Source organism: Psychromonas sp. psych-6C06, from assembly GCF_002835465.1.
Lineage (GTDB): Bacteria > Pseudomonadota > Gammaproteobacteria > Enterobacterales > Psychromonadaceae > Psychromonas.
The window spans coordinates 1-26,922 of record NZ_PIZM01000008.1; the positions used below are offsets into that span (position 1 = coordinate 1).

The window sequence follows — 26,922 nt, forward strand, 5'->3', positions numbered from 1 at the left end:
ACAAGCAATTTAAGTGGAACAAAAACAGTTGGCTATGTTTCGTTCCTCAACAAGTTTAACCAACAATTTTAATCCGCTTAATGTGGGCGTTATGTGTCAGTGTTTTTATAATTGAGAGAATTTATAATGCAGTGGATTGCTATTCTTACCGCTTTAGGTTGGACTTTATTACAAGTTTTTCTTTTGTTTGTGTCAACGCAATGTATTTTTGGCCTTATTGAATTCAGAACTGCAACTGAAAATATGTATCAAAAAGCATTATCGCACACGATTATGTTCCTCTTTTATTCTTTATTTATATTGCCACTTATCTCGTTAGGATTATTCTGTTTTGCAGTTGTTAATATTACTGGTTGGCATGAACTTGAGCCTGCGATTTGGATATTTGTTACTTGGTGTGGGGTATTGTTCACTTTCTTTACTCTCTTATCTGTTAAAAAATAGAATGTAAAACCTAATGAAAATAAATAGTTACATAGCCACATAACAAGGCACTAAGCGAACTAAAACAGTGGGTTACGTTCCGCTGAGTGCGACGTTATGTTTATATACCCTTTAAATGGAAATGTAGTCAGCAATTACAACCTTAACATCTCTTAAATTTTAATAATTTAATTTGATCTAAACATATATATTTAACGTACCTTTATTTAAATTAATTTATGAAGTGTGGGCTTAAAGTTGAATAAAGAAATAGAATCAAGAATCATTGAAATGGCTTGGGAAGATAGAACTCCTTTTGAAGCAATAGAACTTCAGTTTGGTATGAATCAATCAGACGTCATCCGTTTCATGCGACGCCATCTCAAAGTTGGTAGCTTCAAACTTTGGCGTTCTCGCGTTTCAGGTCGCAAAACAAAACATCTTAAACTTCGTAATCCAGCTATATCCAGAAGTTACTGTTCAACACAGTACAAGCACCGTTAGAGTTTTACCTGCTCATTAATACTTCACTAAAAATATTTAGTCAGGGTTTCTCGATTGCCCTCATACATTTTACTAAAGATATTTTGGCGACTATCATAGAGCGAGACTGTTTATGATTAATGAATAATTTTGGAGTCGCTATGAAACTGTTTATTTCCACCATATTGTACTTGTTTAGTTTCAGTGTACTTTCTAACGATAATAGGATGCGGATTAACGTAATCGAATATCACAACCAACCGCCTTTTATCATTAACGAAGCGAGCAAAAAGGGGCTTAGCTTTGATATTGTAAATGCGCTCAATGCAAAGTCTGAACGTTTTCAATATCAATTATCTGTTCTTCCCAAAAAGCGAGCACAACTAACAATTGCAGATTGGATAAATGGTAACTGTTTTAAAAGTACAACCTGTGACGAAAACTGGATAATGTTATGGACCAACCCGAAATGGGGCTGGGGTAAAAATGCCCAAGAAAATTACCTGTGGTTACCGCTATTTAGTGATTATGACGCTATTGTTAGTCTAGTTGATTCTAATATTAATTTTATCGATGCAAATTCATTGATAGGATCAAGCTTTGGTGGGCTCGCTGGTCATCGATACGCGGGAATAGATGAGTTAGCAGTGAGTGGCCAGATATTACGACATGATACGAATGATGAAGAAACATTAATATTACGTGTTTTAAAAAAGCGAGTTGATAGCATTGCAATGCAAAAATCTACACTCACTTTTTACTTGATGGGTCGCTATGCAGAGGATGTGAAAAAATTAAAAATAAGCCAACAGCATTATCAATATTTTATCGCTTCTTCTATGTTTCCTCCTAACAGAGTAGACTTAAAAGACGAAATTTTTCAATTAACACAAGAGCCAGAGTGGCAACTATTATTCGATAAATATGGCTTGAGCCCAATATTTTAATTATTTGTTCAGACTATGTTCGAGTTACTTCACCATGATTCAGTCACTAATGCTTATTCACTCTTAAATTCATCAATCTGTCTTTCGACTGAATAATTCAACCTATTGCATTTACCCTTTATTTTGCAACCCTAAAATAAAAAAATGGTCACGCGGAATTATATTTAATAAAATTTTGAAAAGTTCAATAAGCGACTGATAAAAAATTATATTTCAATTTAATTCTTTAGTTTATTTTCGATGAATAAATCATAATTTATATTTCTTTATAGATTTATTTACAAAATGATGTAGTGTCATTTTCGAGACGAGAAATGATTTCTAGACATTGTGCTCAGTTTAATTTTATTAATTTACTAATATAAAGGAAGAAACATGAAAGGCAAAATTCTTGAGTTTTCAGAGAATACTCGCGAAGGCATTATTTCTGGTGAAGATGGGAATAGATACACATTTTTAGTTGATTCTTGGAAAGCTAATACATTACCTGCCGCAGGTAATAAAGTGGACTTTTCGATTAATGGGGATATTGCTGAAAGTATTTATAGAGACTCAGCGTCATCTAGTGCTTCATCGAAAAAAATAACCGCTGCATTATTTGCTTTCTTTTTAGGTGCTTTTGGAGCGCATAAATTTTACTTAGGTTATAAGAAGCAGGGTGTGATCATGCTTTTAGTTTTCATACTTGGGTTTATTTTATTAGGGGTTCCTTCAATGGTTATTGGCGTCATTGCATTTATAGAATTTATCCTTTATCTGGTTAAGTCTGATGATGAGTTTGAAGAGACATACGTAACAAATAAAAAGGTCTGGTTCTAAATTAACACCGGGAATAAGTTTTTAACAAAAATCGCGATTATAAATGCAATTATTTCCCTCACATAAAATGCTTCTTTTTTCCGCATTATTGTCAATTACACAGTATGAGATGATGGGTAATGGAAGCGTTTTTACTCCTTTTAAAGTGTTTTAGTTTAGACTGAGGCGCCTCCCGATAATCGAATATTATTTGAGATAGCTATTTGACTTTATTCTCTTTTTCCCATTGTAATACTAAAGCGATAGCCTCTTCTTTAGTGCGTTTTTCTCCGTAGGTACGCATAAAAGTAGTCACTTTTCCATTTTTACGAACTGCAGATTTAATCGCATCGTACATGTAATCTTTGTTCCCAACTTTTATTACGTGAATAGTTTCATACATAGTTAGACCTTATAACTCATTAAATTCTCTAAATATATTACACTTGATAAGATGCAAGTCAATTCATGCTAGATGACGAGTCACATGGAGAATTCGAATTTTTTATCAGCTATTAGGTAGAGATTTATTTCAAACTTAACACTGGTCTGCATAAAAACAAACTGCACTTAACGCTAAAATTTAACGTATTATGATTACATATTTTTTCCCCAATACTAATGGTGCATGTTATCCAAGCAATTCCAATAAAAAATATGAATATTACTTGTTCTACCTGTGAAGCGTGTTGTTGCCGTTTAGAAGTTATGATTATTTCAGATACGGGTGTACCAGAGAAATTTATTCATCGAGATGATTGGGGCACAGAAACAATGTTAAGACTAGACGATGGTTGGTGTGCTGCCGTGAATAGAGAGACATTAATGTGCTCAATTTATGAAAATCGCCCTTGGATTTGTCGAGAATTTGAAATGGGCTCCTATGAATGCCAAGAGGAAAGAGGGCAACTTTAAATACTAATATGATGATTGTATTTTACACAAATAAATAAGGAGCATATGGAATGAAAACATATATGTATACATTTCTTGCTTTGCTCGCATTTGCAGGGAACTCAATTCTATGTCGTTATGCGTTAGCAGATGGTGTATCTGATGCATACAGTTTTACCACTATACGATTGTTATCCGGTGCTTTGTGTTTGTTTGCATTGATTGCATTTCAAAAGAACAACGCTACAAGTGTTGTATCAGGCAGTTGGATGCCCGCTGTTTGGCTCTTTGTTTATGCCTTCACATTTTCGTTGGCTTACGTATCATTACAAACTGGAGTTGGCGCATTAATTTTGTTTGGTGCCGTACAAGTCACAATGGTGATGTGCAGTCTTTTAAAGGGAAAAAGACTCTCTAACTTTGAGTGGTTAGGGCTCATAGTTGCATTTTCTGGGTTGGTATTTCTATTATTACCCGCTAGCAATACACCTCCGGTGACAGGTTTTATCTTGATGGTTATTTCTGGCATCGCTTGGGGTCTTTATTCTGTAGCAGGAACAAAAAGTTGTAAGCCTTTATTCATGTCTGCAAGCAATTTTATAAAATCAGTTCCTTTAGCATTACTGGCATTACTATTTAGTTTGGAATACTTAAATATATCAACAACAGGTGTTTTTTTAGCAGTCATCTCTGGTTCGGTGACTTCCGGTTTGGGCTATGCCATTTGGTATGTTGCGCTAAAAGGACTAACTGTAACACAAGCTTCTATTTTTCAGTTGTGTGTTCCTGTGTTAGCCGCCTTTGCAGGCATTCTTTTTTTGAATGAAACAGTCACATTTGAGCTGTTACTTTCTTCATTGTTGGTTTTAGGGGGTATTTTAATTTCAATAATCAAACCTAATGAAAGGTAAATACATCATTTATTCATCCAAATATAATTTAAGGTCATCTATGAACAGCATATTAAAAAAGGTTTATATTGTATCAGTCGTGTTAATAGTAAGTGCATGTACAGGTATGCCAGATAATGTAAAGCCAGTTAAAGATTTTGACTTACAACGCTATCTTGGTAAATGGTATGAAATAGCACGATTAGATCATTCATTTGAAAGGGGCCTCAGCCAAGTTAGTGCAACTTATAGTCTGCGTGATGATGGCGGTGTTTCAGTATTGAATCGCGGTTTTAATAGCGAAGAACAAAAATGGGAAGAAGCACAAGGGAAAGCTTATTTTGTCCAAAACAGCAATTTGGGATACCTAAAAGTTTCATTTTTTGGCCCATTTTATGGTTCTTACATTATCTTTGAGTTAGAGCATGAAGGTTATGAATATGCATTTGTTTCTGGACCTAATTTAGACTATTTATGGCTACTCGCTAGAACGCCAACGGTTCAACCAGAAGTTATTAAGACGTTTTTACAAATGGCAGAAGCACGTGATTTTGATACAAAACAGTTGATATTTGTTAAACATTAATGACCTTGTTGCTTAAACACAGTCGTAAATAGCAAAGCAATTCTGTCTAATTAACGGTAGAATTGCTTTTCAATAACAAGGATATCTATTTTGCCTCAATCAACGAAAATACCTAACCCACTTTACGGATTAAAACTCGATAAATTACTCACTGATATCTCAGATTGTTACGGGTGGGAAACACTTGCAGAAGTACTGAATATAGAACGATTTCAATTTCATACAGGTTTAAAATCGACAATGAAGTTTTTACGTAACCATGAATGGGCGAAAGAAAAAGTCGAAAATTGCTACCTTTATATGTATAAAAATTACCCTTGGCCTGACGACAAACAGCTTCTGATCCCACCAAGAGATAGATCATCTTTGGGGACGCCCTTAAGTGTATTACCCGCAGAGATAAATGCTCAAACAAGTGCATTAATTGATCATGCATCATCGATAAGAAACAGTCATAAAAAAGACAAACTTTTCACTGATGAGCCAGCCTATGATCCAACTAACCCATGGAATAGCTAAAATGGCTTTAAAACCGACAATTTATAAAATGAATATTAACCGTTCAGACTTAAACAATGATGTCTATGATTCACTTAATTTAACAGTTGCCCAACACCCTTCAGAAACATTAGAACGGATGATGGCGCGTGTGGTTGCACTATGTTTATACTCGCAAGAAGAATTTATTACTTTCACCAAAGGCCTCTCAAATGTCGAGGAACCAGATATTTGGGCGAAGAGCTTGGCTGACGAATTTTTATTATGGATTGATATGGGCGAGCCTTCATTTGAACGAATAAAGAAAGCCAGTCGATTAGCAAAGACAGTTGGTATCTATACTTTTAACACTAAGTCCGATGTTTGGTGGCAACAGGCAGAAAATGACTTTCGTACACTTAAGAATTTGTCTGTTTATCAATTTCAATTTGAACAGATTCAAGCGCTTGCAAAGCTCGTAAAGCGAACCATGGAGCTTTCGATTACCATCACTGGTGAATCGACTTATATCGCCACAGAGCTTGGAGAATGTGAAGTAAACCACACGGTTTTACAGCAATCGCAATAGGCGCTATAATCCCGCCTCTTTTTCTTCTCAACTAACACAGTGAACTAACATGAAATTTATTGTCAAACTTTTCCCAGAAATAATGATGAAAAGTAAACCAGTACGCAAACGTTTCAGCAAGATGTTACAAGGCAATATCCGTAATGTACTGCGTAACTATGATGACGATGTCAAAGTGATATTAGAGTGGGATAAAATCATTGTCCGTAGCGACAATGATAGTGTTGAAAACAAAGAAACCTTGATCCACATGTTAGCAAGCACCCCAGGCATTGCTCATTTCCTTGAAGTGAATGAAACTGCATTTACAGATCTACATGATGCCTACGAACAAACAAAAGAACGTGTAGCAGACACGCTAGATGGCAAAACATTTTGTGTACGTGTTAAGCGTATAGGTAAACATGAGTTTTCTTCAATAGAAGCGGAGCGTTACATTGGCGGTGGTTTAAATCAAAACACCGATGCAATTGGCGTAAAACTTAAAGGACAAGACGTTACAGTACAGCTAGAAATTAATAACGACAAACTGTTTTTTATTGATAAGCGCCATGCTGGCTTAGGTGGTTTTCCATTAGGCTCTCAAGAATCAGTACTATCACTCATTTCTGGAGGCTTCGATTCAGGTGTATCGAGTTATCAATTTATCAAACGTGGTGCTCGCGTACACTACTGTTTCTTTAATTTAGGTGGCGCAGCCCATGAAATTGGTGTTAAACAAGTCGCATATCGGCTATGGGAGCGTTTCGGCGCTTCACATCGCGTTAAATTTGTTTCTATTCCCTTTGAGCCAGTTGTCGCTGAAATCTTAGAAAAAGTAGATAACGGTCAAATGGGTGTTATTTTAAAACGCATGATGATGCGTGCAGGTGCCTTAGTCGCTGAACGTTTAGATGTAGAAGGGTTAGTGACAGGAGAGGCGCTTGGGCAAGTATCCAGCCAAACGTTGCGTAACCTCTCTGTCATCGACAAAGTGACTGATATGCTGATTTTACGCCCATTAATCGTCACTGATAAACAAGATATTATTGATTGTGCACGTAATATCGGCACAGCTGAACTTTCTGAAACCATTCCTGAGTATTGTGGTGTTATTTCACAACGTCCAACAGTTAAAGCTGTAATGAAAAAGATTGAAAAAGAGGAAGCAAAGTTTGATCTTTCTCTGATAGAACAAGTTGTTGTAAATGCAGATGTTCTTGATATTCGGGATATTGGTAAAGCCGCGCATGAAGAGGTACCAGAAGTTGACTCAGTCTCAGCCTTTGCTGAAAATGATGTTATATTAGATATTCGTTCGCCAGAAGAAGAAGAGGAATATCCCCTTGAAATTGAAGGTATTGAAGTACAACACCTTGCCTTCTTTAAGCTTTCAACACAGTTTGAAAAACTACCACAAGATAAAACCTACTTACTTTATTGTGCACGTGGTGTTATGAGTCAATTACAGGCATTGTACTTAAAAGAAGCTGGCTTTGAAAACGTAAAAGTATATCGCCCATAGGGTATTCATATACTGATCAAAGGTGCTTTATTTTTGCACTGACGATTATTTATTCGTTTAAGTTTATCTTCACAAAAACGGCGCTAATTGTGCCGTTTTTTTATGCTTTCAAAGTGAGAATTCACAGTTTTAATTTCTTTGATTTTTACTTTCCTTCACGACATCGTATTCTAGCTACAGAAGGTAAATACATATCAACAATAAGGAAATAGTTATGCCAAAACCTACAGAGAATTATAAATTAGTAACAGGTAAAGATGATTCAGAATTTTGTTACCGTATTACTAAACTTTTAGCAGAAGGGTATGAATTATATGGATCTCCATCAATCGCTTTTAATGGAGAGCACATGGTCGCAGCACAGGCTTTAATTAAACAAGAAAGACAACTGGTTTAGTGTACTTGAACTGGTTAAAACCTCTGTTTTAACCAGTGCTGCATTGCACCAAGGTACTCATGCCAGGCGACATTACTTTTATAGAGTTGATAAGCATTAGGTGCATAATAATGGCTCGGTGTTTTGCCTAAACGATTTTTAGCCAGAAAATTAGCGGGTGCTGCAATTGGCGCAGTACCATATCTATAAAAGAGATTTAATGCACGGTCCATATGAGATGCAGAAGTCACTAAAGCCGATCTTTTACCTCGTATTAACTCTGACATTGTTTGTGCTTCATCATCCGTATCAAGGTTATTATCCAGTGTGATGATCTGCTTCTTAGGTACCCCCATTAAAATTGCCAGTTCAGTGGCCATCTGTGCATGAGATTTTATATCACCAAAACTTGCACCAGAAACCACCAGCTTCGCATTTGGGTTTGCCTTATATAGACGCAAAGCCTCTAAAAAGCGGACATTTGCAACAGCACTCAATTGGCTATTTATTGGTAAACTTGGATCGGCAATCCCCCCCGAACCAAGGAGTAATATATAATCGAAATTTTGAGTCGCATTTTCTTGTAATATAGGTAAGTGCTTCCGCTCAACACGGTGTGCTAATTGATCTGCAACAGGTAGCATGCTCATTAGAAAAATAAATACAAAGCTAAAGCATAATAAACCTTTTGCGCTTTTTTGCTTTTTTGTAAAAAACAGCAAAAACAAAGCGATAAAAAAGATCATGAGAAACAGGGGTAGGGGCATCAGCATTGCACCTAGCCATTTTTTGATAAAAAATAACATGTTAAATATCCATTTAAAATTGTATGCGGAGTTTAACACCAGACTTAAGGCGATTCAGTTGAGCGATCATAATTTTGATAGTATTGCACAAAAATTCATTGACAATATTTATGGTTCAAACAAGGGGAAAATAAGAGAGGTAGTTGTTTGGAATGAACTATTAAAGTGTTTAGCGTTATTGCCCGATAAAAAGCTACGTATATTGGATGCAGGTGGTGGTTTCGGTTTTTTTAGTCAACGCTTGGCCAAACTCGGTCACCAAGTTGTTATATGTGATATTTCACAAATTTTACTTGATGAAGCCAAAGCACAACTAGCAGATAAAGATTATCAAAAAAACGTAACCCTTTTGCATTGTCCCATTCAGGATCTTCCAAATTATATAGAAGGGCAATTCGATCTAATTTTAAATCATGCGGTACTGGAGTGGTTAGTGGCCCCAAAACAAACCTTGCAAGGGCTATTTAGTTTTCTCGCTCCGCAAGGATTATTTTCGTTAATGTTTTACAACATTGATGGTCAGCGTTTTCAAAATCTAGTATCAGGTAATTTTGAATTTGTCGCTAATGGTATGAAACGTAAAAAAGTAGTGCGACTCACGCCTACAAACCCAATTAGCGAAAAAGATGTGCGAATTTGGTTGGGTGAATCTAATATGCAAATAATAGAAAAAACGGGTGTTCGAATTTTACATGACTACTTAAAAGAGAGCAGTCATTGCCAAGATAAATTTGAGCAATTATTATCAATGGAGCAAAAATTTAATCAACAAGAGCCATACGCATCTTTGGGGCGTTATACACATTTAACAATTCAGGCACAGTGATGAAGTACTTTTATTTTCGTTTAAATATAACTTACCAAGCTTTTGAACAACTTTACCGTGTTCCGAACACGGTGGTGAAAGTGCGTGATGAAAATGGCAAGATGTTACAAATTCCAGCCATGCGCTTTGTCCCTTTTTTTTCACAGCTTGGTGTTAGAGGGCGTTTTGAATTGGTACTTGATGAAAACAATAAATTACAAAGGTTACAACAGGTGGGGCAGTGAATTCAGTCAATATAATATTATTCACTGTAATTTTTTACAGCCGAATGTTTCAAGACTCGTTAAGAACAATACATGCTTAGGACAAAAAAAAGCCTAGGGTAAAGGGGAACCTAGGCTTGGGAAACGGCTTATTTCCAATAAGGAATAATATGTTTGCACACATTTAGTTTAGCCTGCTTTTTAAAAGATACAAATAAATAGCATATATAAATCAGTGAAAACAAAAAAAGGATCTTTCGATCCTTTTTTTACTGCCAATGAAAGGTTTCTTAATTTACTTCAACAATCTTACAAGTATTAGTAAATCCAGCACCGTTACTATCACCGTGGGTAATAAGAATTCGATCGCCTGTGTTGATCGCTCCCTCGGCTTTAAGCGTATCAATTGCATTTTGGATAAATTGAACGCTATCAGTTGTTGTAGAATCGAATTTAATTGGTGTTACGCCACGATATAATGCACAGTAATTTAGTGTTTGTTGCTTACTAGAAAGTGCATAAATTGGTAAACCAGAGCTTAATCGAGACATTAATAGAGGTGTTGTACCAGAAGCCGTTAAAGCAACAATGGCTTTAACACCAACAGTATGATTAGCCGCGAACATAGTAGTCATTGCTAATGCTTCACCTGGATCATCAAACGTGTAATTAATACGGTGATTTGAAACATTGATGCTTGGGTGTTTTTCTGCACCAATACAAACGTCACTCATTGCTTTAACCGTTTCGACTGGGTAATCGCCCGCAGCGGTTTCACCAGAAAGCATTACCGCATCTGTTCCATCTAACACAGCATTAGCAACATCCATTACTTCTGCACGCGTTGGCATCGGAGCACTGATCATCGACTCCATCATTTGCGTTGCGGTAATAACAACACGATTTAAGCGTCTTGCTGTACGGATCATGTTTTTCTGAACGCCCACTAAGCGTGCATCACCAATTTCAACCCCTAAATCACCACGAGCAACCATAACTACATCAGAAGCTAAAATAATATCTTCTAAAGCCTCTTCTGTTTCAACCGCTTCTGCACGCTCAACTTTCGCCACTATTTTTGCATTACAGCCAGCTTCACGTGCTAGTTTACGGGCGTAATGTAAATCTTCACCTTTACGCGGGAAAGAAACAGCAAGGTAATCACATTTTATTTCTGCTGCTGTAATAATATCGCGTTTATCTTTGTCAGTTAAAGCAGGAGCAGAAAGACCACCACCTTTTAAGTTGATACCTTTGTTATTTGAAAGTGGACCACCGATAGTAACAACTGCATGTACTTTATTACCTTCAACGAAGTCAACTTCCATTTGTACGCGACCATCATCAAGCAATAAAAGATCACCTTTTTTCACTTCTTGTGGTAGCGTTTTGTAGTCTAAACCGACCGCTTCTTGTGTCCCTTGGCCTTTTTCTAAATCGCTATCAAGCACAAATTTATCGCCCACAGCGAGCTGAATCTTATTGTCTTTAAACGTAGAAACACGAATTTTAGGCCCTTGTAAGTCGCCCATGATTGCGACCTCTTTACCTAGGCGAGCTGCAATCTGACGCACTTCGTTTGCACGTTTGACGTGATCAACAGCTTCACCATGTGAAAAGTTCATACGAACCATATCTGCGCCAGCGGCAATGATTTTTTCTAAATTATTATCTCTATCTGTTGCAGGGCCGAGTGTGGTTACAATCTTCGTACGTCTTGTCATTTTATACTCCAGTAAAATTAAATATTATCCATAATAGTAGTTAAAAATCGTGACAATAATATTATTCGTTATTATCACTAAATTTGGTAAATCTAGATTCTCGAATGCCTTGCTTCACACGTTTTAAATTATCTCTAAACTTTGGCCCACGACGCAAAGTAAACCCCGTGGCTAACACATCAATTAAAACCAACTGTGCAATGCGTGAGGCCATTGGCATATAAATATCAGTGTCTTCTGGCACTCCCATCGAAAGCACGAGGTTACTTTGTTCAGCAAGTGGAGAATTAAAAGCAGTTAGTGCGATAACAAATGCATCGTTTTCACGTGCAAGCCTTGCAATTTCAACCAGAGCTTTCGTTCTGCCAGTATGTGAAATAAGCACAATGACATCACCATCGCTGCTATTAATACAGCTCATTTTTTGCATAACGATGTCATCAAAGCAGGAAACTGGGATGTTAAAGCGAAAAAACTTATTAAGCGCATCATGGGCTACACTAGATGATGCACCTAATCCAAAAAAGGAAATTTTCTTTGCTTGGGTCAGTACATCAACAGCGCGGTTAACCAAAGCGATATCGATTGAATTTTTAGCAACATCTAAACATGCCATGGTGGATTCGAATATCTTAGATGTATAAGCATCAGGGCCATCATCTTCATTCACATTACGATTGACGTAGGGAGTTCCGTTCGCCAAACTTTGTGCAAGATGTAATTTAAAATCGGGAAAGCCCTTAGTATCTAAACGACGACAAAAACGATTAACCGTAGGTTCACTGACTTCAGCCATTTTGGCAAGCGTCGCAATGCTTGAGTGAATTGCAACTTGTGGTGATGCAATTATAACTTCTGCAACTTTCCTTTCAGATTTGCTAAAAGTATCAATGTTTTTTTGGATTAACTCTAAAGTATTCATACGACTCTACTAATAATTGTTTTTTTTACGTTAAACTAATTGAAATAATGATTTAATTTGAAAGTTGTAAATGTTCATGAAGCACATTTCTGAAATTCACAATATATACAGATGAAATTATATTACATAAACGCTTATAAATCGTTGTGTATTATAAGTAACTGAATTATTAACGTCATTTTATTACAGAATAAAACTGTTTTAGATCAAAAAATCTGTTTTTTAGTTACGCAAATGAGAGATTGATCATCGCTTGTTTGACCATTTAGGAGAAAAATATATGTTATCTGTTGTAGCTGATGTAGGCGGAACCAATATCCGTTTAGCAGTTTGTAGTAACGAAACTGGTGAAACTAGCCATATTCGCACATTTTCATGTGCTGAGTTTTTGACATTAGATGCTGCATTGGTACAGTATTTTGCAACACTGAGCGAACCAGTGAGTGCTTTATGTATCGGAATTGCATGCCCTGTTGAAAATGATCTTGTTTCAATGACTAATCTAAGCTGGCAATTTTCCAAAAAAGCTTTAAAAGAAAAGCTAAAGTTACAACAACTTTATGTAATCAACGATTACACTGCAATTTCACTTGCAGTCCCTTTTCTATCTGACCTCGATAAAATAAAAATTGGTGGTGGCGTTGTACAAAAACAAGGTGTAACTGCTGTATTTGGTCCAGGAACCGGCCTTGGTGTTTCACATATTGTCTATTCTGGGCAAAAATGGATTAGCCTTGACGGTGAAGGTGGGCATGTTAGCTTTGCCCCAAATAGTCGTGAGCAAGCAGATATATTGTTACTATTGCAAGAGCAATTCGGGCACGTTTCTGCTGAGCGCTTGCTGTCAGGCCAAGGGCTAGTAAATATTTATCATGCAATGTGTCGCTTAGAAGGAAAACAAGTTAAGTATCATGAGCCTAAGTTAGTTACCGAAGCTGCACTCAGTGATGATTGTGAATTAGCAAACCGAAGTTTACATCTTTTTTGCCAAATTATGGGGGGCTTTGCCGGTAACCTTGCATTGAATTTAGCCTGTACTGGTGGTGTTTATATAGCAGGGGGGATTGTCCCACGTTTTACCGAATTCTTTAAAGATAGTGAATTTAGAGAGTTTTTTGAACACAAGGGCCGTTTTAGTACATATCTTGAGTCTATTGCTACCTATTTAATTACGCATGATAATCCAGGATTACTGGGTGCGACTGTCTACTTACGCCAAGAGTTAGGCTTTATTAAAGAATAATATAGATTAGTGGTTGATTTAATAAGGGGAGTTCTCTATCATGCGCTCCGCTTAGTTTAATAAGCATAAAAAAGGTGACGTGTCCGAGTGGCTGAAGGAGCACGCCTGGAAAGTGTGTAAAGGGAAACCTTTCGAGAGTTCGAATCTCTCCGTCACCGCCACATTCTTAAAGTCTCGCATTTGCGAGACTTTTTCATTTTTATTACCTGAAATTCAAAAGAATTCAGCCTTTTCTGTTTTTCTACATATTCTTAATATCATTAATTTTAAACCTGTTTTTCATTCAAGGTGAAAAATCCAACAAGCTGTATGGCGAAAAGATCTTATACCAATTCCACTAATATAGTGTTCAAATTTTACGTAGGAAAAAGGAAGTAGCACAAGGCGAAAGTTACAGTAAATAGTTCTGCTATCAGCAAAACCTTTAACGCAGAGATAGATCCTTTTAACAAGTAAAATGATCACTTATTTAATGGATTTGGTATTACTTTAATGTAAGAAGATAATTGAAGTTCTAACTAGTTCAATCGTAAGTTTATAACTAATTCTTAAATCCTTACATTTAATTGATGTCGATAGAAGATTCTCGAAAGGTGAGCACACTGCAGCTGACAAAAGTGCTTTGATTGTAAACGGGTCTCTTCTGATTGACTTATAATATTGCTGAAGCACCTGAATAAGTAGCGCCTAAACCTGCTATCAAGCATAAAATTAAAGAGGTGTAACGAACTACTTTTTGAGAGATTCGATCCATAAATAACTGGGCGAAACGATATCCTAAATAGGCAGCTGGTAATAATGGCAAGGCTAATAGAAGGTGTTTAATACTCATATATCCGATCGGGATTTGTACCATTAGCGACATAGTACAACTTATTAAGAAAAATGCAGCTAAATTTGCTCTTATGAAATTTGCTTGCTGATGTTGCAATAACAATGCCATTGGTGGTCCTCCAATGCCTGAGCTTGTTCCTAAAAAACCAGAAAGGAAGCCGGCAAACAGTAACCTATGCCGTGTTGGTTGTAATTTAATCGGTAATAAACTGATAAATACGGCAAGTAAAACAACGATTCCCAATAAAAGCGAGAGTTGTGCTGTGTCGATATAGAAAAGTAACATCCCTCCAACCACTGAACCGGGTATTCGGCCAATCACAGCATGTTTTAAACCTCCAATAGAAATTGTTCCTCGGTATTTGATGGTGTTGATTAAGGCTAAGAAAAAACCTACAACAATAATAGGGCCGGGAATATATTCAGGTGAAAGCATAATTAACAAAGGAGAAGCAACAACTGCTAGCCCGAAACCAGTAGCACTCTGTATAAATGCACCGGTAAATACAAGTAACATTGCAATAAGGATCTGTGATTCCATTTACACTCATTTAAACTAGATACTCATTTAGAGGTATTTAAAAAGATAGCATTAATCGTTGATTGGTGAAATAGCTTTTAGGTTATCATTGTATTGCGTAAACTTAATTTTAGCCTGACTTGATATAAAAATGGTTATTATTTGTAAAACGAATAATGGTAGTATGATTTTATTAGTCGGGGAACCTTTTGGTTGAGATCGCATTGCGAACCCGTTGAACCTGATTCAGTTAATACTGACGTAGGGAACTAATAGTCTTCACTGAGTAATTAGCTGATTTTCATCCTAAAAAATTTGCTTATTTCCAATGACACTATTTCCCTCTATTTCAGTGAGGAAATATTATGTCTTTAACCACACAGATCAATACCCCATCACCAATTGTACTATCAATTGCAGGATCCGATAGTGGCGGTGGGGCAGGTATTCAAGCAGATATCAAAGCGATTTCTGCTACGGGGGGGTATGCTTGTTCCGTAGTGACGGCACTGACGGCACAAAACACCCAAGGTGTAAGTGGAATATTCCCAATTAGTGGCGAATTTATCGAACAGCAATTAGATGCTGTTTTTACCGATTTAAATGTTGTTGCGGTAAAAATTGGTATGTTAAGTGACAGTGGAATTATTCGTGCTGTGGCTTCAAAAATTAAGCAATATGCCCCCAAATATCTAGTTTTAGATCCAGTGATGGTAACCCGTAATGGTGATTTACTATTAGAAGATTCTGCAATCGAAACACTTAAAAGTGAACTATTTCCACTAGCAGATGTAATAACCCCTAATTTGCCAGAGGCGGCTGCCCTCATTGAAAGTGACATACCTAATGATGAAAATGTCATGAACAGTATGGTTGATAAATTAAGAGGTTTAGGAGCTAAAAATGTGCTTCTCAAAGGTGGTTTTTTGCAACATGAAAGCAATAGTACAGATCTATTTATTACTGAGCATCAAGTCATTCGCCTATCAACTCCTCGAATTATTACTAAAAATACGCATGGAACAGGATGCAGTTTATCTTCAGCGATAGCATCATACTTAGCACAAGGCTTCCAATTAGGTGAAGCAGTAAGTTTAGCTAAGCAATACATTACCGAAGCGCTTAAGCAAGCAGATAAATTACAAATAGGTCAGGGACATGGTCCGGTAAATCATTTCTTTGCATTGCATAAATAGGAAAGTTGCTGATGACCTCCGCTGTCGGTTTTAACATTGAGAATGGTCAATTACGCTATAGTGATGCAAAGCAAGCTATCATTGATAATTTATCTTTGACTATCTTGCCTTCACAATGGACCGCTATATTAGGAAAAAGTGGATGTGGAAAAACAACCATTTTACGTTATTTAGCAGGATTATTGCCTGATAAAATACAGTGGCAAGGCACTTTAACTGTTAAAGGTTTACAAAGTAGTGCTGGTAAACTTGAAAATCATGTCGCTTATATGGCACAACAAGATCTTTTAATGCCTTGGTTAACGGTTTTCGATAACGTTTGTTTTTCTACAAAGTTTTCCAATAAACCCCTTTCGGACAATGATAAAAATCGTGCTAAGCAATTATTAGATTTGGTCGGATTAAAAGATCATGCACAGAAACGACCCGCACAGTTATCGGGAGGGATGCGTCAACGCGTTGCTTTGGCAAGAACACTTATGCAAGATAAACCATTGGTATTGATGGATGAACCGTTTTCTGCACTCGATGCAGTCACGCGTTACCGCTTGCAAGCATTATCCGCGAGACTGTTAGCGAATAAAACCGTTTTACTTATCACACACGATCCGCAGGAAGCACTGAGGCTAAGTAATTCGGTTTATATTATGCAAGGAAAACCGGCACAAGCAACGCCACTAATCCTTCCAAATACGGCTACTCCACGTGATCTAGATGCCCCGGGATTAGCCAGCCTACAACAACAGATAATCTCACTGCTTGAGGTAGATTATGAATAAAACTCAATCAGCGAATCTATTTACTATTGCGAGCAAATTAACACCGGTTGCAATACAAAACAGTAGCAAGTCACTCATTCGTATTATGATTAGCGCACTGATTATTTTGAGTTTATGGCAACTTATTGTAATGCTATTTTCTTTACCAAGCTTTATTTTACCGAGCCCTGTCGATGTATTTAGCAAACTCTTTGAGCGCTCTGATGTGTTATTAGCACATGCGTGGGTAACTACTCAGGAGATCATCCTCGGGCTGTTATTAGGCTTAAGTATGGGCCTGCTTTTTGCCTTACAGATGTTACTCTTTGATCCACTAAGACGCTGGTTACTGCCAATTCTTGTTGCAAGCCAAGCGATACCCGTTTTTGCTATCGCACCAATATTAATGTTGTGGCTAGGCTATGGTATTGCTTCAAAAGTGGTAATGGCAGCGTTAATCATCTTTTTCCCTGTAACAACCTGTTGCTACGACGGTTTACGTAATACCCCAGTAGGATATTTGGACCTCGCTAAAACGATGGGGGCTTCAAAATGGCAATTACTCAAACATGTGCGCTTGCCCGCTGCATTACCTGCTCTTGCTTCAGGTATTCGCGTTGCTGTTGTTGTTGCACCAATTGGAGCTGTAGTTGGAGAGTGGGTTGGCTCAAGTGAAGGACTCGGCTATTTAATGTTACAAGCCAATGCAAGAATGATGATTGATGAGATGTTTGCGGCGCTTTTTATATTGGCAAGTTTATCAATCAGCCTCTATTTTTTAGCTGACTTATTAATTAAAAAACTCATACCATGGCAAATAGATAATTAAATCAATACCCATTTTTATACTTTAAAAGGAAGTGATTACAATGACAAACATCTTTATCAAAGGCGCAGTAGCGCTATTAATTTCAAGCTACTCAATATTCGTAGTTGCACAAGACAAAACCATGACTTTGATGCTCGACTGGTTCGTTAACCCTAATCATGGTCCTGTTATAATTGCACAGCAAAAAGGGTATTTCAAAGACGAGGGGCTCACCATTAAGATCCAAGAGCCAGCCGATCCAAGCATGCCAGCTAAACTAGTGGCAGCTAATAATGTTGATCTTGCTATCTCTTACCAAACCAGTTTAACGATTGATGTTGCTGCAGGTTTACCATTGATTCGTTCTGCTACGTTAATAGCAACGCCCTTAAACACGCTAATGGTTTTAGATAACGGAAAAGTTAAAACATTAGCAGACTTAAAAGGCAAAAAAATTGGTATCGCAATCGCCGGTAATGAGGAAGCAACAGTTGGTACGATGCTAAAAACAGCGGGGGTTGATTTCTCTGAAGTACAGATTATAAATATTGGCTGGGCACTTTCTTCTTCTCTAGCTTCAGGCAAAGTAGATGCTATTTGGGGTGGCTTACGTAACTTTGAAAGTAATCAGTTGGCGCTTGAAGGTTACAAGGCTAAATCCTTTTTTCCAGAAGAGCACGGCGTACCTTCTTACGATGAATTAGTCTTTGTAGCCAATGCAAAAACGTATGACGCACAAGCATTGAAAAAATTTAACCGTGCTATCGAAAAAGCTACGCAATATATTGTTAATCACCCAAGTGACTCATGGAAAACATTTGTCGCTTACTCACCAGATACTTTGAATAATGAATTAAATAAACGTGCATGGAATGATACGTTAACTCGCTTTGCGCTGCGCCCTGGTGCGGTTGACTTACCAAGATATGACCGTTTTGCTGAATTTATGTTTAATCACAAAATAATTAAAAAACAGCCTAAAGCTGTCGATTTTGTACCTAGCCTATAGTTGTTAACAGTATGAGTTAACTAAGTAACCTCAATTTTGGACAAGAGAAGCGTTTTAGTATTTTAAATAATACAATGTTTGTTTTTATTATACTGTGCTGTTAGCTTTCCATGACGCAAAGTTACGTACCAATAGCGGTATTGTATCGCTTTGCTTATCCAAAATTGAGGTTAAGTCATCAACTATCTCACTAAGGAGCAACGATGAATCACCAAGACTTAATTAATGCCTGTGCCAGCGATTGGGCAGAATATACGAAGCACTCATTTGTGCAACAATTAGCATCAGGTGAACTCGAACACAACGCATTTTTACATTATTTAAAGCAAGATTTTCTCTTCTTAAAACAATATACCCGTGCCTATGCATTAGCTATCTATAAAGCACGCACTCTTGCCGAAATGCGTATGGCATTACCAAGTGTTCAGGCACTTTTAGAGTCAGAAATTTCTCACCATGTCAGCTATTGTGCAGACTGGGGCATATCTGAAGCGCAAATGGAAGCTGAACCTGAAACATTTGGCACAGTTGCTTATACACGTTTTGTTTTGGATACCGGTATGTCCGGCGATGTAATAGACCTTTATGTGGCATTGGCTCCCTGTTCGATTGGCTACGCTACCATTGGTGCTCAGCTGTTAGCTAGCCCAACGACAAAATTTCAAGGTAACCCTTACGCTAATTGGATAACGATGTATGGCGGAGAAGAGTTTCAAGAGAGTGTACAAACAGGTATTAAACAACTTGATACCTTATTGAAAGACGTCGACCTTAGTAGTGAACGTGGTCAACGTTTATGTCATATATTCAAAACTGCTACACGTATGGAAGTTGCTTTTTGGCAGCAAAGCCTAGATGACACTTAACGTGTACGTTACTGTTTTTCAACGTATACAAAAACAACACAGCTCATGTCAAAACTTTACATAATCGCTTGTTTCTCTTTGAGAATATCAATCAGAGATAAATTGTTTCAAGCCGTAAAATTGATTACCAGTCTACCCATTTGGTATAAATTTAAGGATCACTATGACGCTATTAACTTCAAATCATATTGTTGATGCACTACTGCAATTACGTACTCAAAAACCATTAGTTGTTAACATCACTAATTATGTCGTGATGAATAACACTGCAAATGCATTGTTAGCCATTGGAGCTTCACCGATCATGGCACATAGCCAGCAAGAAATGGCTGAGATGATGAGCTATGCCGGAGCATTAGTAATTAATATTGGTACTTTAGATAGTGTCTGGACAACTCGTATGCATTTTGCAGTTCAGCAAGCCAACGCAAACAATAAAATAATCATTCTTGATCCCGTAGGTTGTGGCGCAAGTAAACTGAGGACTGATACTGCTCGAAACATTGCTCAAACGGCAAATCAGTTAATTATTCGTGGCAACGCCTCAGAAATTATCGCTCTAGCCGGAGAAGTTGCACAAAGTAAAGGCGTAGATGCACTTGATAGCAGTGAAATTGCAGTAGACGCAGCCAAAATGATTGCGAAGCAATACCAATGTAATGTTGTCATTTCTGGAAGTACTGATTTTGTGGTCACATCGCAATATTGCTACCAATTAAATAATGGCCATCAAATGATGCCCTATGTAACTGGAATGGGCTGTACTCACAGCGCGTTAACGGGTGCCTTTGCAGCTATTGGAGAAGTAAGTGGGGTAGCAGCCACCGCAATACTAGGAGTTGCCGGCGAGATAGCAGCCGAAAATTCAGCAGGCCCGGGAAGTTTGCAACTTAATTTACTAGACAGCTTATACCAACTTGATGCAAAGACGGTAATTGAACGATTGAAATTAACAGCAACTGATTATTAGGCGTTAATTATGAATAATCCCTATCAGTTATACTTAGTTACCGATGAAAAGCAAGATATCGCAACTCTGTGTCACGTTGTTGATCAAGCTGTCAAAGGTGGCGTTAGCATGGTGCAAATTCGTGAAAAAGAAACTAGCTTTCGACACTTTCTTGAACGCGCCAAAGCTGTCAAATCAGTACTTGAAGGAAGTGGTGTAGCGCTTATTATAAATGATCGAGTTGATATTGCATTAGCAGTAGACGCTGATGGTGTGCATTTAGGACAGAGTGATATGCCTGCACATATTGCACGACAGCTTCTTGGCCCTGATAAAATATTGGGGTTATCTGTTGAAAATGAGAGACAGCTACAACAAGCACAAATACTACCCGTCGATTATTTAGGTATTAGTGCGATTTTCTCAACTCCAACGAAAACCAATACCTTAAAAGAGTGGGGCATAACAGGCCTAGTCAACGCTCTTAAGCAAAGCGATTTACCGCTGGTTGCAATTGGAGGGATTAATGCAAAAAATATCCAGCAAATTGCAATGACAAAAGTGCAAGGCATAGCGTTAGTTTCTGCAATTTGTCATTCGAATTCCCCACAACAGGCGAGTAAAAAGTTATTAGCGCTAATTAAAAGCGTTTAAAACGATGTAACCTCAATTCTGGATAAGCAAATAGATACAGCACTATTAGTTTAGAGTATTTCTGTGTTAAATCATCTTCCAATAACCAGTTATTGCTTCGATAATTTGCCTTGAACTACACAAAAATAACAGCACTGTATGAGATACATTTAAACCTATTGATATACACTACCTGTGCGATTCCTTTGTCTAGAATTAGGTTAAATATTTTTACCTGGTTTATACGTGATTTGAATTTATACCAATTTCGCTAATATAGTGATCAAATATTACGCAGGTAAAAGGAGTCAGTTCAAGGCGAAGATTGATCAGTTATTTAGTGGATTTGGTATTATAGCAATAGCATCAAATGAGCTGATATAGATCATAGCAAAACATGTTTCAGATAAAAAGTGCTTGTAATAACACCCAAACGAAGATAATTTACTGTTTAGAAATCAATGGATACAACTCACCCCAAAGGATTGCTTTATTACTTAACGAGAAGCAATATCAATGTCTTTATTATCTTCATTTACACTCTTTGCAGCTGTTACCGCAGTTGGTTTAGTCATCGCTCTGTCCATTATAAAAAATGGAAACAAAGATTAACAAATCACTGTGAACAGTGAAAAAGCCTCAACTGTGTATCAGTTGAGGCTTTTGTTAAAGTTGCGTTTGTAATCCTGCAACCTGATGCCAAAAGCCATTACACTCTTTACTTTCAAGTTTAACTGCCGAAGTCCCCGTTGTCAGTGCCTCTCTATATTGCTCTAATACTGTAAATGCTTGTTCATCGGAAGGGCTAACACGAACTACATCGACTAAACCTTGCATTGAGGGAAGATCATTTATCAAGTTATAGCAGTATCCCGACTGTGTTTGAATGCCGTTTAAAATGAATACCTGTTGATCTTCCTGCGTGGTGGTTGCTCGCCCCTGCGGATAGTTGATACAGCAAAGTTCACAATCATCCTTCGCTTTATTTTCAGAGCGTGCTGTAAAACAGCGGGCAGAATACGCTAGCGGCATAAAACCATGTGAAAAAACCTCTACTTCAAATTGCGAACGAATACCTAAATCTTCACAATCATTGACCGTTTTAGCTAACCAGTCGCGTGACAGTTCAACGGGCATAACCCAACGTTGCATGCCTTTATTAACAAACATTTTTAATACCGAAGCGTTATAGCAGTTAATGGCAGGACCACATACAAAAGGCACCTTTTTTTCGCTTAACAGTTGTATTGCACCAACATCGTTAGCCTCAACGCTTAATTCACCATTTTCACATAACTGTTTTAAAATTTTAACTTCTGAGGGGGCTTCAAGTAAGGCCATGCTAGAGAGAATAATCTCTTTACCGTTGCCGTTTAGTTCTTTCGCTAAATTTATCCAGTCGCGTGCTTTTAGTTCACGACGCTTACTACACACTGTCTCTCCGAGATAAATACTATCTGCTTCACTGTTTAATGCTTGCTTATAAAAGCTTTCAACGGTTTGTTTTGGCCAGTAATAAAGTAGTGGGCCTAATGATAATTTCATTTTAATTCCTTATGTTTATTGCCAATCTCGGTGATAGGCACCTAAGGTGGTTTGAGTCCCTTCAGAGACATTAGCTAATACCGCATTCCATTCATCATCTACGTGATAGCCTTCTGGGTTGGCTTTATAACGATCAATCGCCGCTCGCCACACTTTAGTTATTTGCTCTACGTAGGCAGGGCTACGTTGTCTTCCTTCGATTTTTACCGAACAGATATTTGCCTTCATTAACTCAGGAACCATGGAAAGGGTATTTAAACTCGTTGGCTCTTCTAGTGCATGATAAAGGTTGTCTTCAACATTAAACTTACCTTTGCACAGTGTTGGATAACCCGCTTTTTCACCTTGTTGGTAACGATCAATCAAAATGTCATTTAAGCGAGACTCAAGTCCTTGTTCTGTTTCACTATAACGAACAAATTTGGCGGGCGAACAGGCTCCGACTGTGTTTGGGGACTCACCTGTAAAATATGAAGAAAGGTAGCAACGTCCTTCGGCCATAATGCAAAGGCTACCAAAGGCGAATACTTCAAGTGGCATATCTGTATTTCGTGCAAGTTGCTTTACTTGATGAATGGATAAAACACGTGGCAACACGACACGTCTAACATTGAAATTTTGTTTATAAAAATCGATAGCAGCAGTATTTGTTGCAGAGGCCTGCACGCTTAAATGTAGCTCTAAATCAGGGTATTTATTGGCCGCATAATCAAGTGTTGCAATATCAGCAATGATGGCTGCATTAGCACCTAAGTCGACACATTTATCAACGGCATTTTGCCAACGTTTCTCTCCACCAGGATGAGCAAATGTATTTATCGCTACATGAAGATGCTTATTGTGATCGCGAACATATTGAGCACCTTTAGCAAGTTTTTTATCGTTAAAGTTTAATCCAGCAAAATGACGCGCATTGGTATCATCTTTAAGGCCAATATATACCGCGTCTGCGCCACAATCGATGGCAGTTTTTAGGGCAGGTAAACTACCTGCAGGACAAAGAAGTTCCATAGCTATTCCAAGGCATTAGAAAGAGTGAGTCATTGTAAAAAGCTTGCTAAAACATTTATTGATATAGGGCAGGGTTGTCTTAATCTAATCGATTTATAATCACCTTTTTGCATAGAGAATAAGCATGTTTAACCCATTATTAAAAAATATCCATCACCAGCTGGTAAAAAATGCCCCGAATGTTCTTGCGCTTCCCAGCTCACTTATGCCTTTTTTCATTCAGAAAAAGTTACTGGGTGAATTATTAGCGCGGTTGTTCAAAGAAGCGATTGAAGATGGCGATCTTGAATTTTTGCAAGATAAATGGTTAAAAGTGGAAGTAACCGATCTTAAATTAACTTGGTTTTTAAGTTTTAAAGATGAAAAGTTAGTGATTAATGAAAGTGCTGAGCAGGTTGATGTTATTTTTTCTGGTGATGTTAATGAACTCATTCTAATAGCAGGGCGCAAAGAAGATCCTGACACGCTGTTTTTCCAGCGTCGATTAACCATTCAAGGCGATACTGAGCTAGGTTTAGAGGTTAAGAACCTACTTGATAATATCGATTTTGAGACCTTGCCAGATCTAGCACAACAAAGCATTCAACGTTTTTCAAACTTTGTCCAACAGGGTATGAAACCTCCTCAAACAGTCCAGGCCTAAAGAAAGTCGAAAATAGATTGCTTTATTAGCATTGCCCAGTTAACTTGTTAGTCGTTAATATGTTAACTGGGTGTTAAAAGTCTCCCCACTAAATAATCGCTCGTTAAATTATTACAATGCACATATCAACTTCGCCAAGTATGTTTAATTAACCAAATATCACCCTATTTCATCATTCTTATCTCCTTTTCACAGAGGCATTTTCATGAAAATTTACGCTGATATAAAATCAGGCAACTGTTACAAAATCGCTTTGTTGTGTTCGTTATTAAAAATTCCGCATCAATGGATTGCGATTGATATCTTAAAGGGGGAGACCTCAACTGCTGAATTTTTGCAAAAGAATCCAAATGGTAAAATTCCCTTGCTAGAAACCGATGACGGACGCTTTTTGTCGGAGTCAAATGCTATTCTCAATTATTTAGCGAATGGGAGTGCGTTATTACCGGACGACGTTTTTGAGCGAGCATCATTGTTACAATGGCAATTTTTTGAACAGTACAGTCATGAACCATTTATCGCAGTTGCCCGTTATATTAATGTGTATTTAGGGTTACCTGAATCTCGCGCTAAGGAATATGAAGCGTTACAAACGGGTGGCCATAACGCCTTAAAAGTGATGGAAACACAGCTTGAAAAAGGGGACTTTTTACTGGGAGAAAATCTGAGTATCGCTGATATTTCACTGTATGCATATACGCATGTCGCTCATGAAGGAGGCTTTGATCTAAGTGCATATCCTGCCATATTAGCTTGGATAAAACGTATTAATAGCTTGCCTGATTATGTATCAATGAATGACTTTCCATCTGATGGAGCAACCTAAAATGGAACAAGCAAGGGTGGATAAGCCGCGCTATGACATCACTTTTTTACACACAGGGGCGGTCCATGTCGATACATTTAATGAACTATTACGTCCCCATAAGCTTAGTATCAAACATATTGTTGATGCCGAGCTATTACATGAAGCGACACGCGATGGAATAACACCAGCATTGATCACTAAAGTAAGCGCATTATTGTACAGCGCCTCTACAGAGAGTAAGTTAGTGGTATGTAGTTGTTCGACATTAGGCAGTATTGCTGAAAATACACAATTAGTTGCAGGTCAGCAGGCGATTCGAATTGATCGCGCGATGTCTGATTTAGCCGTCAGTAATGATGGAAAAATATTAGTTTTAGCTGCCTTGCAAAGTACTCTTGAAGCAACTACACACTTAATGCAAAGCTCACAACATAAGCTTAACAGCCAATGCACTGTTGATTATCAGGTGGTTGACGGGTGTTGGCATTACTTTGAAACAGGGGATTTTAGTCGATATTTTGCAATGATTGCTAAAACGATATCACTTCATCAAGCCGATTACGATTGTATCGTACTTGCGCAAGCCTCAATGGCTGGCGCAATAGATCACGTAATAGAAAAAAGGGCGCAGATTCTCAGTAGCCCTATGATTGGAGCGCAATCACTGTTACAAAAATTAGTACAGTAAGCTATATAGTTTACGGCGGAACTCACTAACCAGTTTAGGATCATCGGTGGTTGCTAAAATATCTAAGAATGTTTTCTTTACATCACCCTCTGCATAATTGAGATCGGTGAGTAAGATATGATAAAGCAAAGTGAGCGCCTCACTATTTCGGTTAACCTGATTGTATTGCACAGCAAGTTGATACTGAATTGGCGCTTTGTCTTGTGCGCTATCAAGTTTTTCTTCAAGCGCCGTAATTTCTGGGGTTTGAGAAGATTGCTTCGCTAATTCTAACTGTGACATCAAACTATGATAGATCATGTTTTGGCTTGCCATCGGGATAGCTTGTAACAGTGGCTCTGCACTTTCAAATTCACCTAATGCGAGGTAAATTTGCGCCAATGCCAGCTTAATATCATGAATATTTTCATTATCATTATTACAGCTTTGTAACGCCTGTAAGATGATCGTTTTTGCTTCTTCAACATCACCTTGAGCAAAAAGTGTTTGCCCTTGTTGCAATAAAGTAAGCGCTTGGTCTGGGGTATGTTTAGCAATAAACTCGCGAATAAATTGTTCGGTCTGCTCTCCAGCAAAACCATCTGCGCCTTTACCATCGATAAACATAAAGACACTTGGCACACTTTGCACACCAAAGTGGTTGACTATCTGCTGTTCAACATCACAATTTATTCGCGCAACAACAAATGCTTGATCATCCTCAGCATGAATTTTATCAATCAAGGGTAATAGCTCACAACAGATAGGGCACTGTTGCGACCAAAAAATAACTAAAACAGGCTTCTCTTTAGAGCCTTCTAAAATAACTTGTGGAAAAGTAGAAACGTTAACGTCATGATTATTAACTGTCATGGACACCTCAATAATGTAAAAAAAGTTCAATTGCGCTTAGATTATCTTCTTATTCGTTGAACGCAAGCAACAAACTGGAAAAATTATCGTCACATAGCGAATCTAGTTGCT

At 37.7% G+C, this 26,922-nt stretch carries 32 protein-coding genes, 1 tRNA gene and 1 riboswitch; of the genes, 25 read left to right on the forward strand and 8 right to left on the reverse strand.

Annotated elements, in window-relative coordinates; translation table 11 throughout:
- The first annotated feature begins 126 nt into the window (after window positions 1–126).
- The 4 genes from CW745_RS11770 (at window position 127) to CW745_RS11785 (ending at window position 2,672) form a co-directional block, all read left to right on the forward strand.
- Window positions 127–444, forward strand: a complete 318-nt coding sequence (locus tag CW745_RS11770; RefSeq protein WP_101108884.1) for a hypothetical protein — start codon at window positions 127–129, stop codon at window positions 442–444.
- A 237-nt stretch (window positions 445–681) separates the two neighbouring features.
- Window positions 682–927 carry a TIGR03643 family protein gene (locus CW745_RS11775; protein WP_343226082.1) on the forward strand — a complete coding sequence of 82 codons (246 nt, stop codon included), beginning with the start codon at window positions 682–684 and terminating at the stop codon, window positions 925–927.
- Between the two features lie 206 nt (window positions 928–1,133).
- Window positions 1,134–1,853, forward strand: a complete 720-nt coding sequence (locus CW745_RS11780) for a hypothetical protein (RefSeq protein ID WP_101108886.1) — start codon at window positions 1,134–1,136, stop codon at window positions 1,851–1,853.
- Window positions 1,854–2,228: 375 nt separating this feature from the next.
- Entirely contained in the window at window positions 2,229–2,672 is a 444-nt protein-coding gene (locus tag CW745_RS11785; protein WP_101108887.1) for a TM2 domain-containing protein, read from the forward strand.
- 199 nt (window positions 2,673–2,871) lie between these two features.
- Here CW745_RS11785 and CW745_RS11790 read toward each other — a convergent pair whose 3' ends face one another.
- Window positions 2,872–3,054 (reverse strand): hypothetical protein, encoded by a 183-nt coding sequence (locus CW745_RS11790; protein ID WP_101108888.1) that lies wholly within the window; start codon window positions 3,052–3,054, stop codon window positions 2,872–2,874.
- A 254-nt stretch (window positions 3,055–3,308) separates the two neighbouring features.
- Between CW745_RS11790 and CW745_RS11795 the strand changes: the two genes are divergently transcribed.
- The 7 genes from CW745_RS11795 to CW745_RS11825 all read left to right on the forward strand — a co-directional run bounded on the left by CW745_RS11795 (window position 3,309) and on the right by CW745_RS11825 (window position 7,988).
- On the forward strand, window positions 3,309–3,566 hold the full coding sequence (locus tag CW745_RS11795; RefSeq protein WP_343226083.1) for a YkgJ family cysteine cluster protein: 258 nt from the start codon (window positions 3,309–3,311) through the stop codon (window positions 3,564–3,566).
- A gap of 50 nt (window positions 3,567–3,616) precedes the next feature.
- Complete coding sequence (locus tag CW745_RS11800; protein WP_101108890.1) at window positions 3,617–4,456, forward strand: DMT family transporter; 840 nt, start codon at window positions 3,617–3,619, stop codon at window positions 4,454–4,456.
- A 40-nt stretch (window positions 4,457–4,496) separates the two neighbouring features.
- Window positions 4,497–5,021 (forward strand): lipocalin family protein, encoded by a 525-nt coding sequence (locus CW745_RS11805; protein ID WP_101108891.1) that lies wholly within the window; start codon window positions 4,497–4,499, stop codon window positions 5,019–5,021.
- 90 nt (window positions 5,022–5,111) lie between these two features.
- Window positions 5,112–5,540, forward strand: a complete 429-nt coding sequence (locus tag CW745_RS11810; protein ID WP_238596799.1) for a VF530 family DNA-binding protein — start codon at window positions 5,112–5,114, stop codon at window positions 5,538–5,540.
- A gap of 1 nt (window position 5,541) precedes the next feature.
- On the forward strand, window positions 5,542–6,087 hold the full coding sequence (locus tag CW745_RS11815; RefSeq protein WP_101108892.1) for a YaeQ family protein: 546 nt from the start codon (window positions 5,542–5,544) through the stop codon (window positions 6,085–6,087).
- 49 nt (window positions 6,088–6,136) lie between these two features.
- Window positions 6,137–7,591, forward strand: coding sequence for a tRNA uracil 4-sulfurtransferase ThiI (gene thiI / locus CW745_RS11820; RefSeq protein WP_101108893.1), 1,455 nt, complete (start codon window positions 6,137–6,139; stop codon window positions 7,589–7,591).
- A 214-nt stretch (window positions 7,592–7,805) separates the two neighbouring features.
- Window positions 7,806–7,988, forward strand: a complete 183-nt coding sequence (locus CW745_RS11825; protein ID WP_101108894.1) for a DUF1737 domain-containing protein — start codon at window positions 7,806–7,808, stop codon at window positions 7,986–7,988.
- A 14-nt stretch (window positions 7,989–8,002) separates the two neighbouring features.
- Here CW745_RS11825 and elyC read toward each other — a convergent pair whose 3' ends face one another.
- On the reverse strand, window positions 8,003–8,773 hold the full coding sequence (gene elyC, locus CW745_RS11830) for an envelope biogenesis factor ElyC (protein ID WP_101108895.1): 771 nt from the start codon (window positions 8,771–8,773) through the stop codon (window positions 8,003–8,005).
- 58 nt (window positions 8,774–8,831) lie between these two features.
- Between elyC and CW745_RS11835 the strand changes: the two genes are divergently transcribed.
- Window positions 8,832–9,599 carry a methyltransferase domain-containing protein gene (locus CW745_RS11835; protein WP_202973196.1) on the forward strand — a complete coding sequence of 256 codons (768 nt, stop codon included), beginning with the start codon at window positions 8,832–8,834 and terminating at the stop codon, window positions 9,597–9,599.
- Entirely contained in the window at window positions 9,599–9,823 is a 225-nt protein-coding gene (locus CW745_RS11840; protein ID WP_101108896.1) for a DUF2835 domain-containing protein, read from the forward strand. The genes CW745_RS11835 and CW745_RS11840 overlap by 1 nt, the downstream gene beginning before the upstream one ends.
- 269 nt (window positions 9,824–10,092) lie before the next feature.
- On the opposite strand, the gene pyk is transcribed toward CW745_RS11840, so the two are convergent.
- Together pyk and CW745_RS11850 are read right to left on the reverse strand one after the other, a co-directional pair.
- Window positions 10,093–11,526: a pyruvate kinase gene (pyk, locus tag CW745_RS11845; protein ID WP_101108897.1), complete on the reverse strand. Its 1,434-nt coding sequence runs from the start codon at window positions 11,524–11,526 to the stop codon at window positions 10,093–10,095.
- Between the two features lie 61 nt (window positions 11,527–11,587).
- On the reverse strand, window positions 11,588–12,448 hold the full coding sequence (locus CW745_RS11850; protein WP_101108898.1) for a MurR/RpiR family transcriptional regulator: 861 nt from the start codon (window positions 12,446–12,448) through the stop codon (window positions 11,588–11,590).
- 280 nt (window positions 12,449–12,728) lie between these two features.
- On the opposite strand from CW745_RS11850, the gene CW745_RS11855 reads away from it, so the two are divergent.
- The gene (locus tag CW745_RS11855) at window positions 12,729–13,691 is read left to right on the forward strand and encodes a glucokinase (protein ID WP_101108899.1); all 963 of its coding nucleotides are present in this window, start codon (window positions 12,729–12,731) and stop codon (window positions 13,689–13,691) included.
- A 73-nt stretch (window positions 13,692–13,764) separates the two neighbouring features.
- Window positions 13,765–13,852: transfer RNA gene (locus CW745_RS11860), tRNA-Ser, on the forward strand.
- Window positions 13,853–14,343: 491 nt separating this feature from the next.
- Here CW745_RS11860 and CW745_RS11865 read toward each other — a convergent pair.
- Window positions 14,344–15,066 carry a sulfite exporter TauE/SafE family protein gene (locus CW745_RS11865; protein ID WP_101108900.1) on the reverse strand — a complete coding sequence of 241 codons (723 nt, stop codon included), beginning with the start codon at window positions 15,064–15,066 and terminating at the stop codon, window positions 14,344–14,346.
- 167 nt (window positions 15,067–15,233) lie between these two features.
- Window positions 15,234–15,330, forward strand: a riboswitch (TPP riboswitch).
- A gap of 80 nt (window positions 15,331–15,410) precedes the next feature.
- On the opposite strand from CW745_RS11865, the gene thiD reads away from it, so the two are divergent.
- From thiD to thiE, 7 genes are all read left to right on the forward strand, one after another.
- On the forward strand, window positions 15,411–16,241 hold the full coding sequence (gene thiD, locus CW745_RS11870) for a bifunctional hydroxymethylpyrimidine kinase/phosphomethylpyrimidine kinase (protein WP_101108901.1): 831 nt from the start codon (window positions 15,411–15,413) through the stop codon (window positions 16,239–16,241).
- Window positions 16,242–16,252: 11 nt separating this feature from the next.
- Entirely contained in the window at window positions 16,253–17,020 is a 768-nt protein-coding gene (locus CW745_RS11875; RefSeq protein ID WP_101108902.1) for an ABC transporter ATP-binding protein, read from the forward strand.
- On the forward strand, window positions 17,013–17,828 hold the full coding sequence (locus CW745_RS11880) for an ABC transporter permease (RefSeq protein WP_101108903.1): 816 nt from the start codon (window positions 17,013–17,015) through the stop codon (window positions 17,826–17,828). The genes CW745_RS11875 and CW745_RS11880 overlap by 8 nt, the downstream gene beginning before the upstream one ends.
- 40 nt (window positions 17,829–17,868) lie before the next feature.
- The gene (locus tag CW745_RS11885) at window positions 17,869–18,816 is read left to right on the forward strand and encodes an ABC transporter substrate-binding protein (RefSeq protein WP_101108904.1); all 948 of its coding nucleotides are present in this window, start codon (window positions 17,869–17,871) and stop codon (window positions 18,814–18,816) included.
- Between the two features lie 203 nt (window positions 18,817–19,019).
- The gene (gene tenA / locus CW745_RS11890) at window positions 19,020–19,682 is read left to right on the forward strand and encodes a thiaminase II (protein ID WP_101108905.1); all 663 of its coding nucleotides are present in this window, start codon (window positions 19,020–19,022) and stop codon (window positions 19,680–19,682) included.
- A gap of 163 nt (window positions 19,683–19,845) precedes the next feature.
- Complete coding sequence (gene thiM / locus CW745_RS11895; RefSeq protein WP_101108906.1) at window positions 19,846–20,652, forward strand: hydroxyethylthiazole kinase; 807 nt, start codon at window positions 19,846–19,848, stop codon at window positions 20,650–20,652.
- A gap of 9 nt (window positions 20,653–20,661) precedes the next feature.
- The gene (thiE, locus tag CW745_RS11900) at window positions 20,662–21,285 is read left to right on the forward strand and encodes a thiamine phosphate synthase (protein WP_101108907.1); all 624 of its coding nucleotides are present in this window, start codon (window positions 20,662–20,664) and stop codon (window positions 21,283–21,285) included.
- 645 nt (window positions 21,286–21,930) lie between these two features.
- Here the strand turns inward: thiE and CW745_RS11905 are convergent.
- On the reverse strand, window positions 21,931–22,809 hold the full coding sequence (locus CW745_RS11905) for a U32 family peptidase (protein WP_101108908.1): 879 nt from the start codon (window positions 22,807–22,809) through the stop codon (window positions 21,931–21,933).
- Between the two features lie 15 nt (window positions 22,810–22,824).
- Window positions 22,825–23,820, reverse strand: coding sequence for a peptidase U32 family protein (locus CW745_RS11910; RefSeq protein ID WP_101108909.1), 996 nt, complete (start codon window positions 23,818–23,820; stop codon window positions 22,825–22,827).
- Window positions 23,821–23,944: 124 nt separating this feature from the next.
- On the opposite strand from CW745_RS11910, the gene CW745_RS11915 reads away from it, so the two are divergent.
- The 3 genes from CW745_RS11915 (at window position 23,945) to CW745_RS11925 (ending at window position 25,959) form a co-directional block, all read left to right on the forward strand.
- A complete protein-coding gene (locus tag CW745_RS11915; RefSeq protein ID WP_101108910.1) occupies window positions 23,945–24,463 on the forward strand; it encodes an SCP2 sterol-binding domain-containing protein in 519 nt (172 codons plus the stop codon).
- Window positions 24,464–24,668: 205 nt separating this feature from the next.
- A complete protein-coding gene (locus CW745_RS11920; protein ID WP_101108911.1) occupies window positions 24,669–25,289 on the forward strand; it encodes a glutathione S-transferase family protein in 621 nt (206 codons plus the stop codon).
- Between the two features lies 1 nt (window position 25,290).
- Complete coding sequence (locus tag CW745_RS11925) at window positions 25,291–25,959, forward strand: hypothetical protein (protein ID WP_101108912.1); 669 nt, start codon at window positions 25,291–25,293, stop codon at window positions 25,957–25,959.
- Here CW745_RS11925 and CW745_RS11930 read toward each other — a convergent pair.
- Window positions 25,948–26,811, reverse strand: coding sequence for a tetratricopeptide repeat protein (locus CW745_RS11930; protein ID WP_101108913.1), 864 nt, complete (start codon window positions 26,809–26,811; stop codon window positions 25,948–25,950). The two genes, CW745_RS11925 and CW745_RS11930, sit on opposite strands and share 12 nt — an antisense overlap.
- Window positions 26,812–26,922 lie beyond the last annotated feature (111 nt).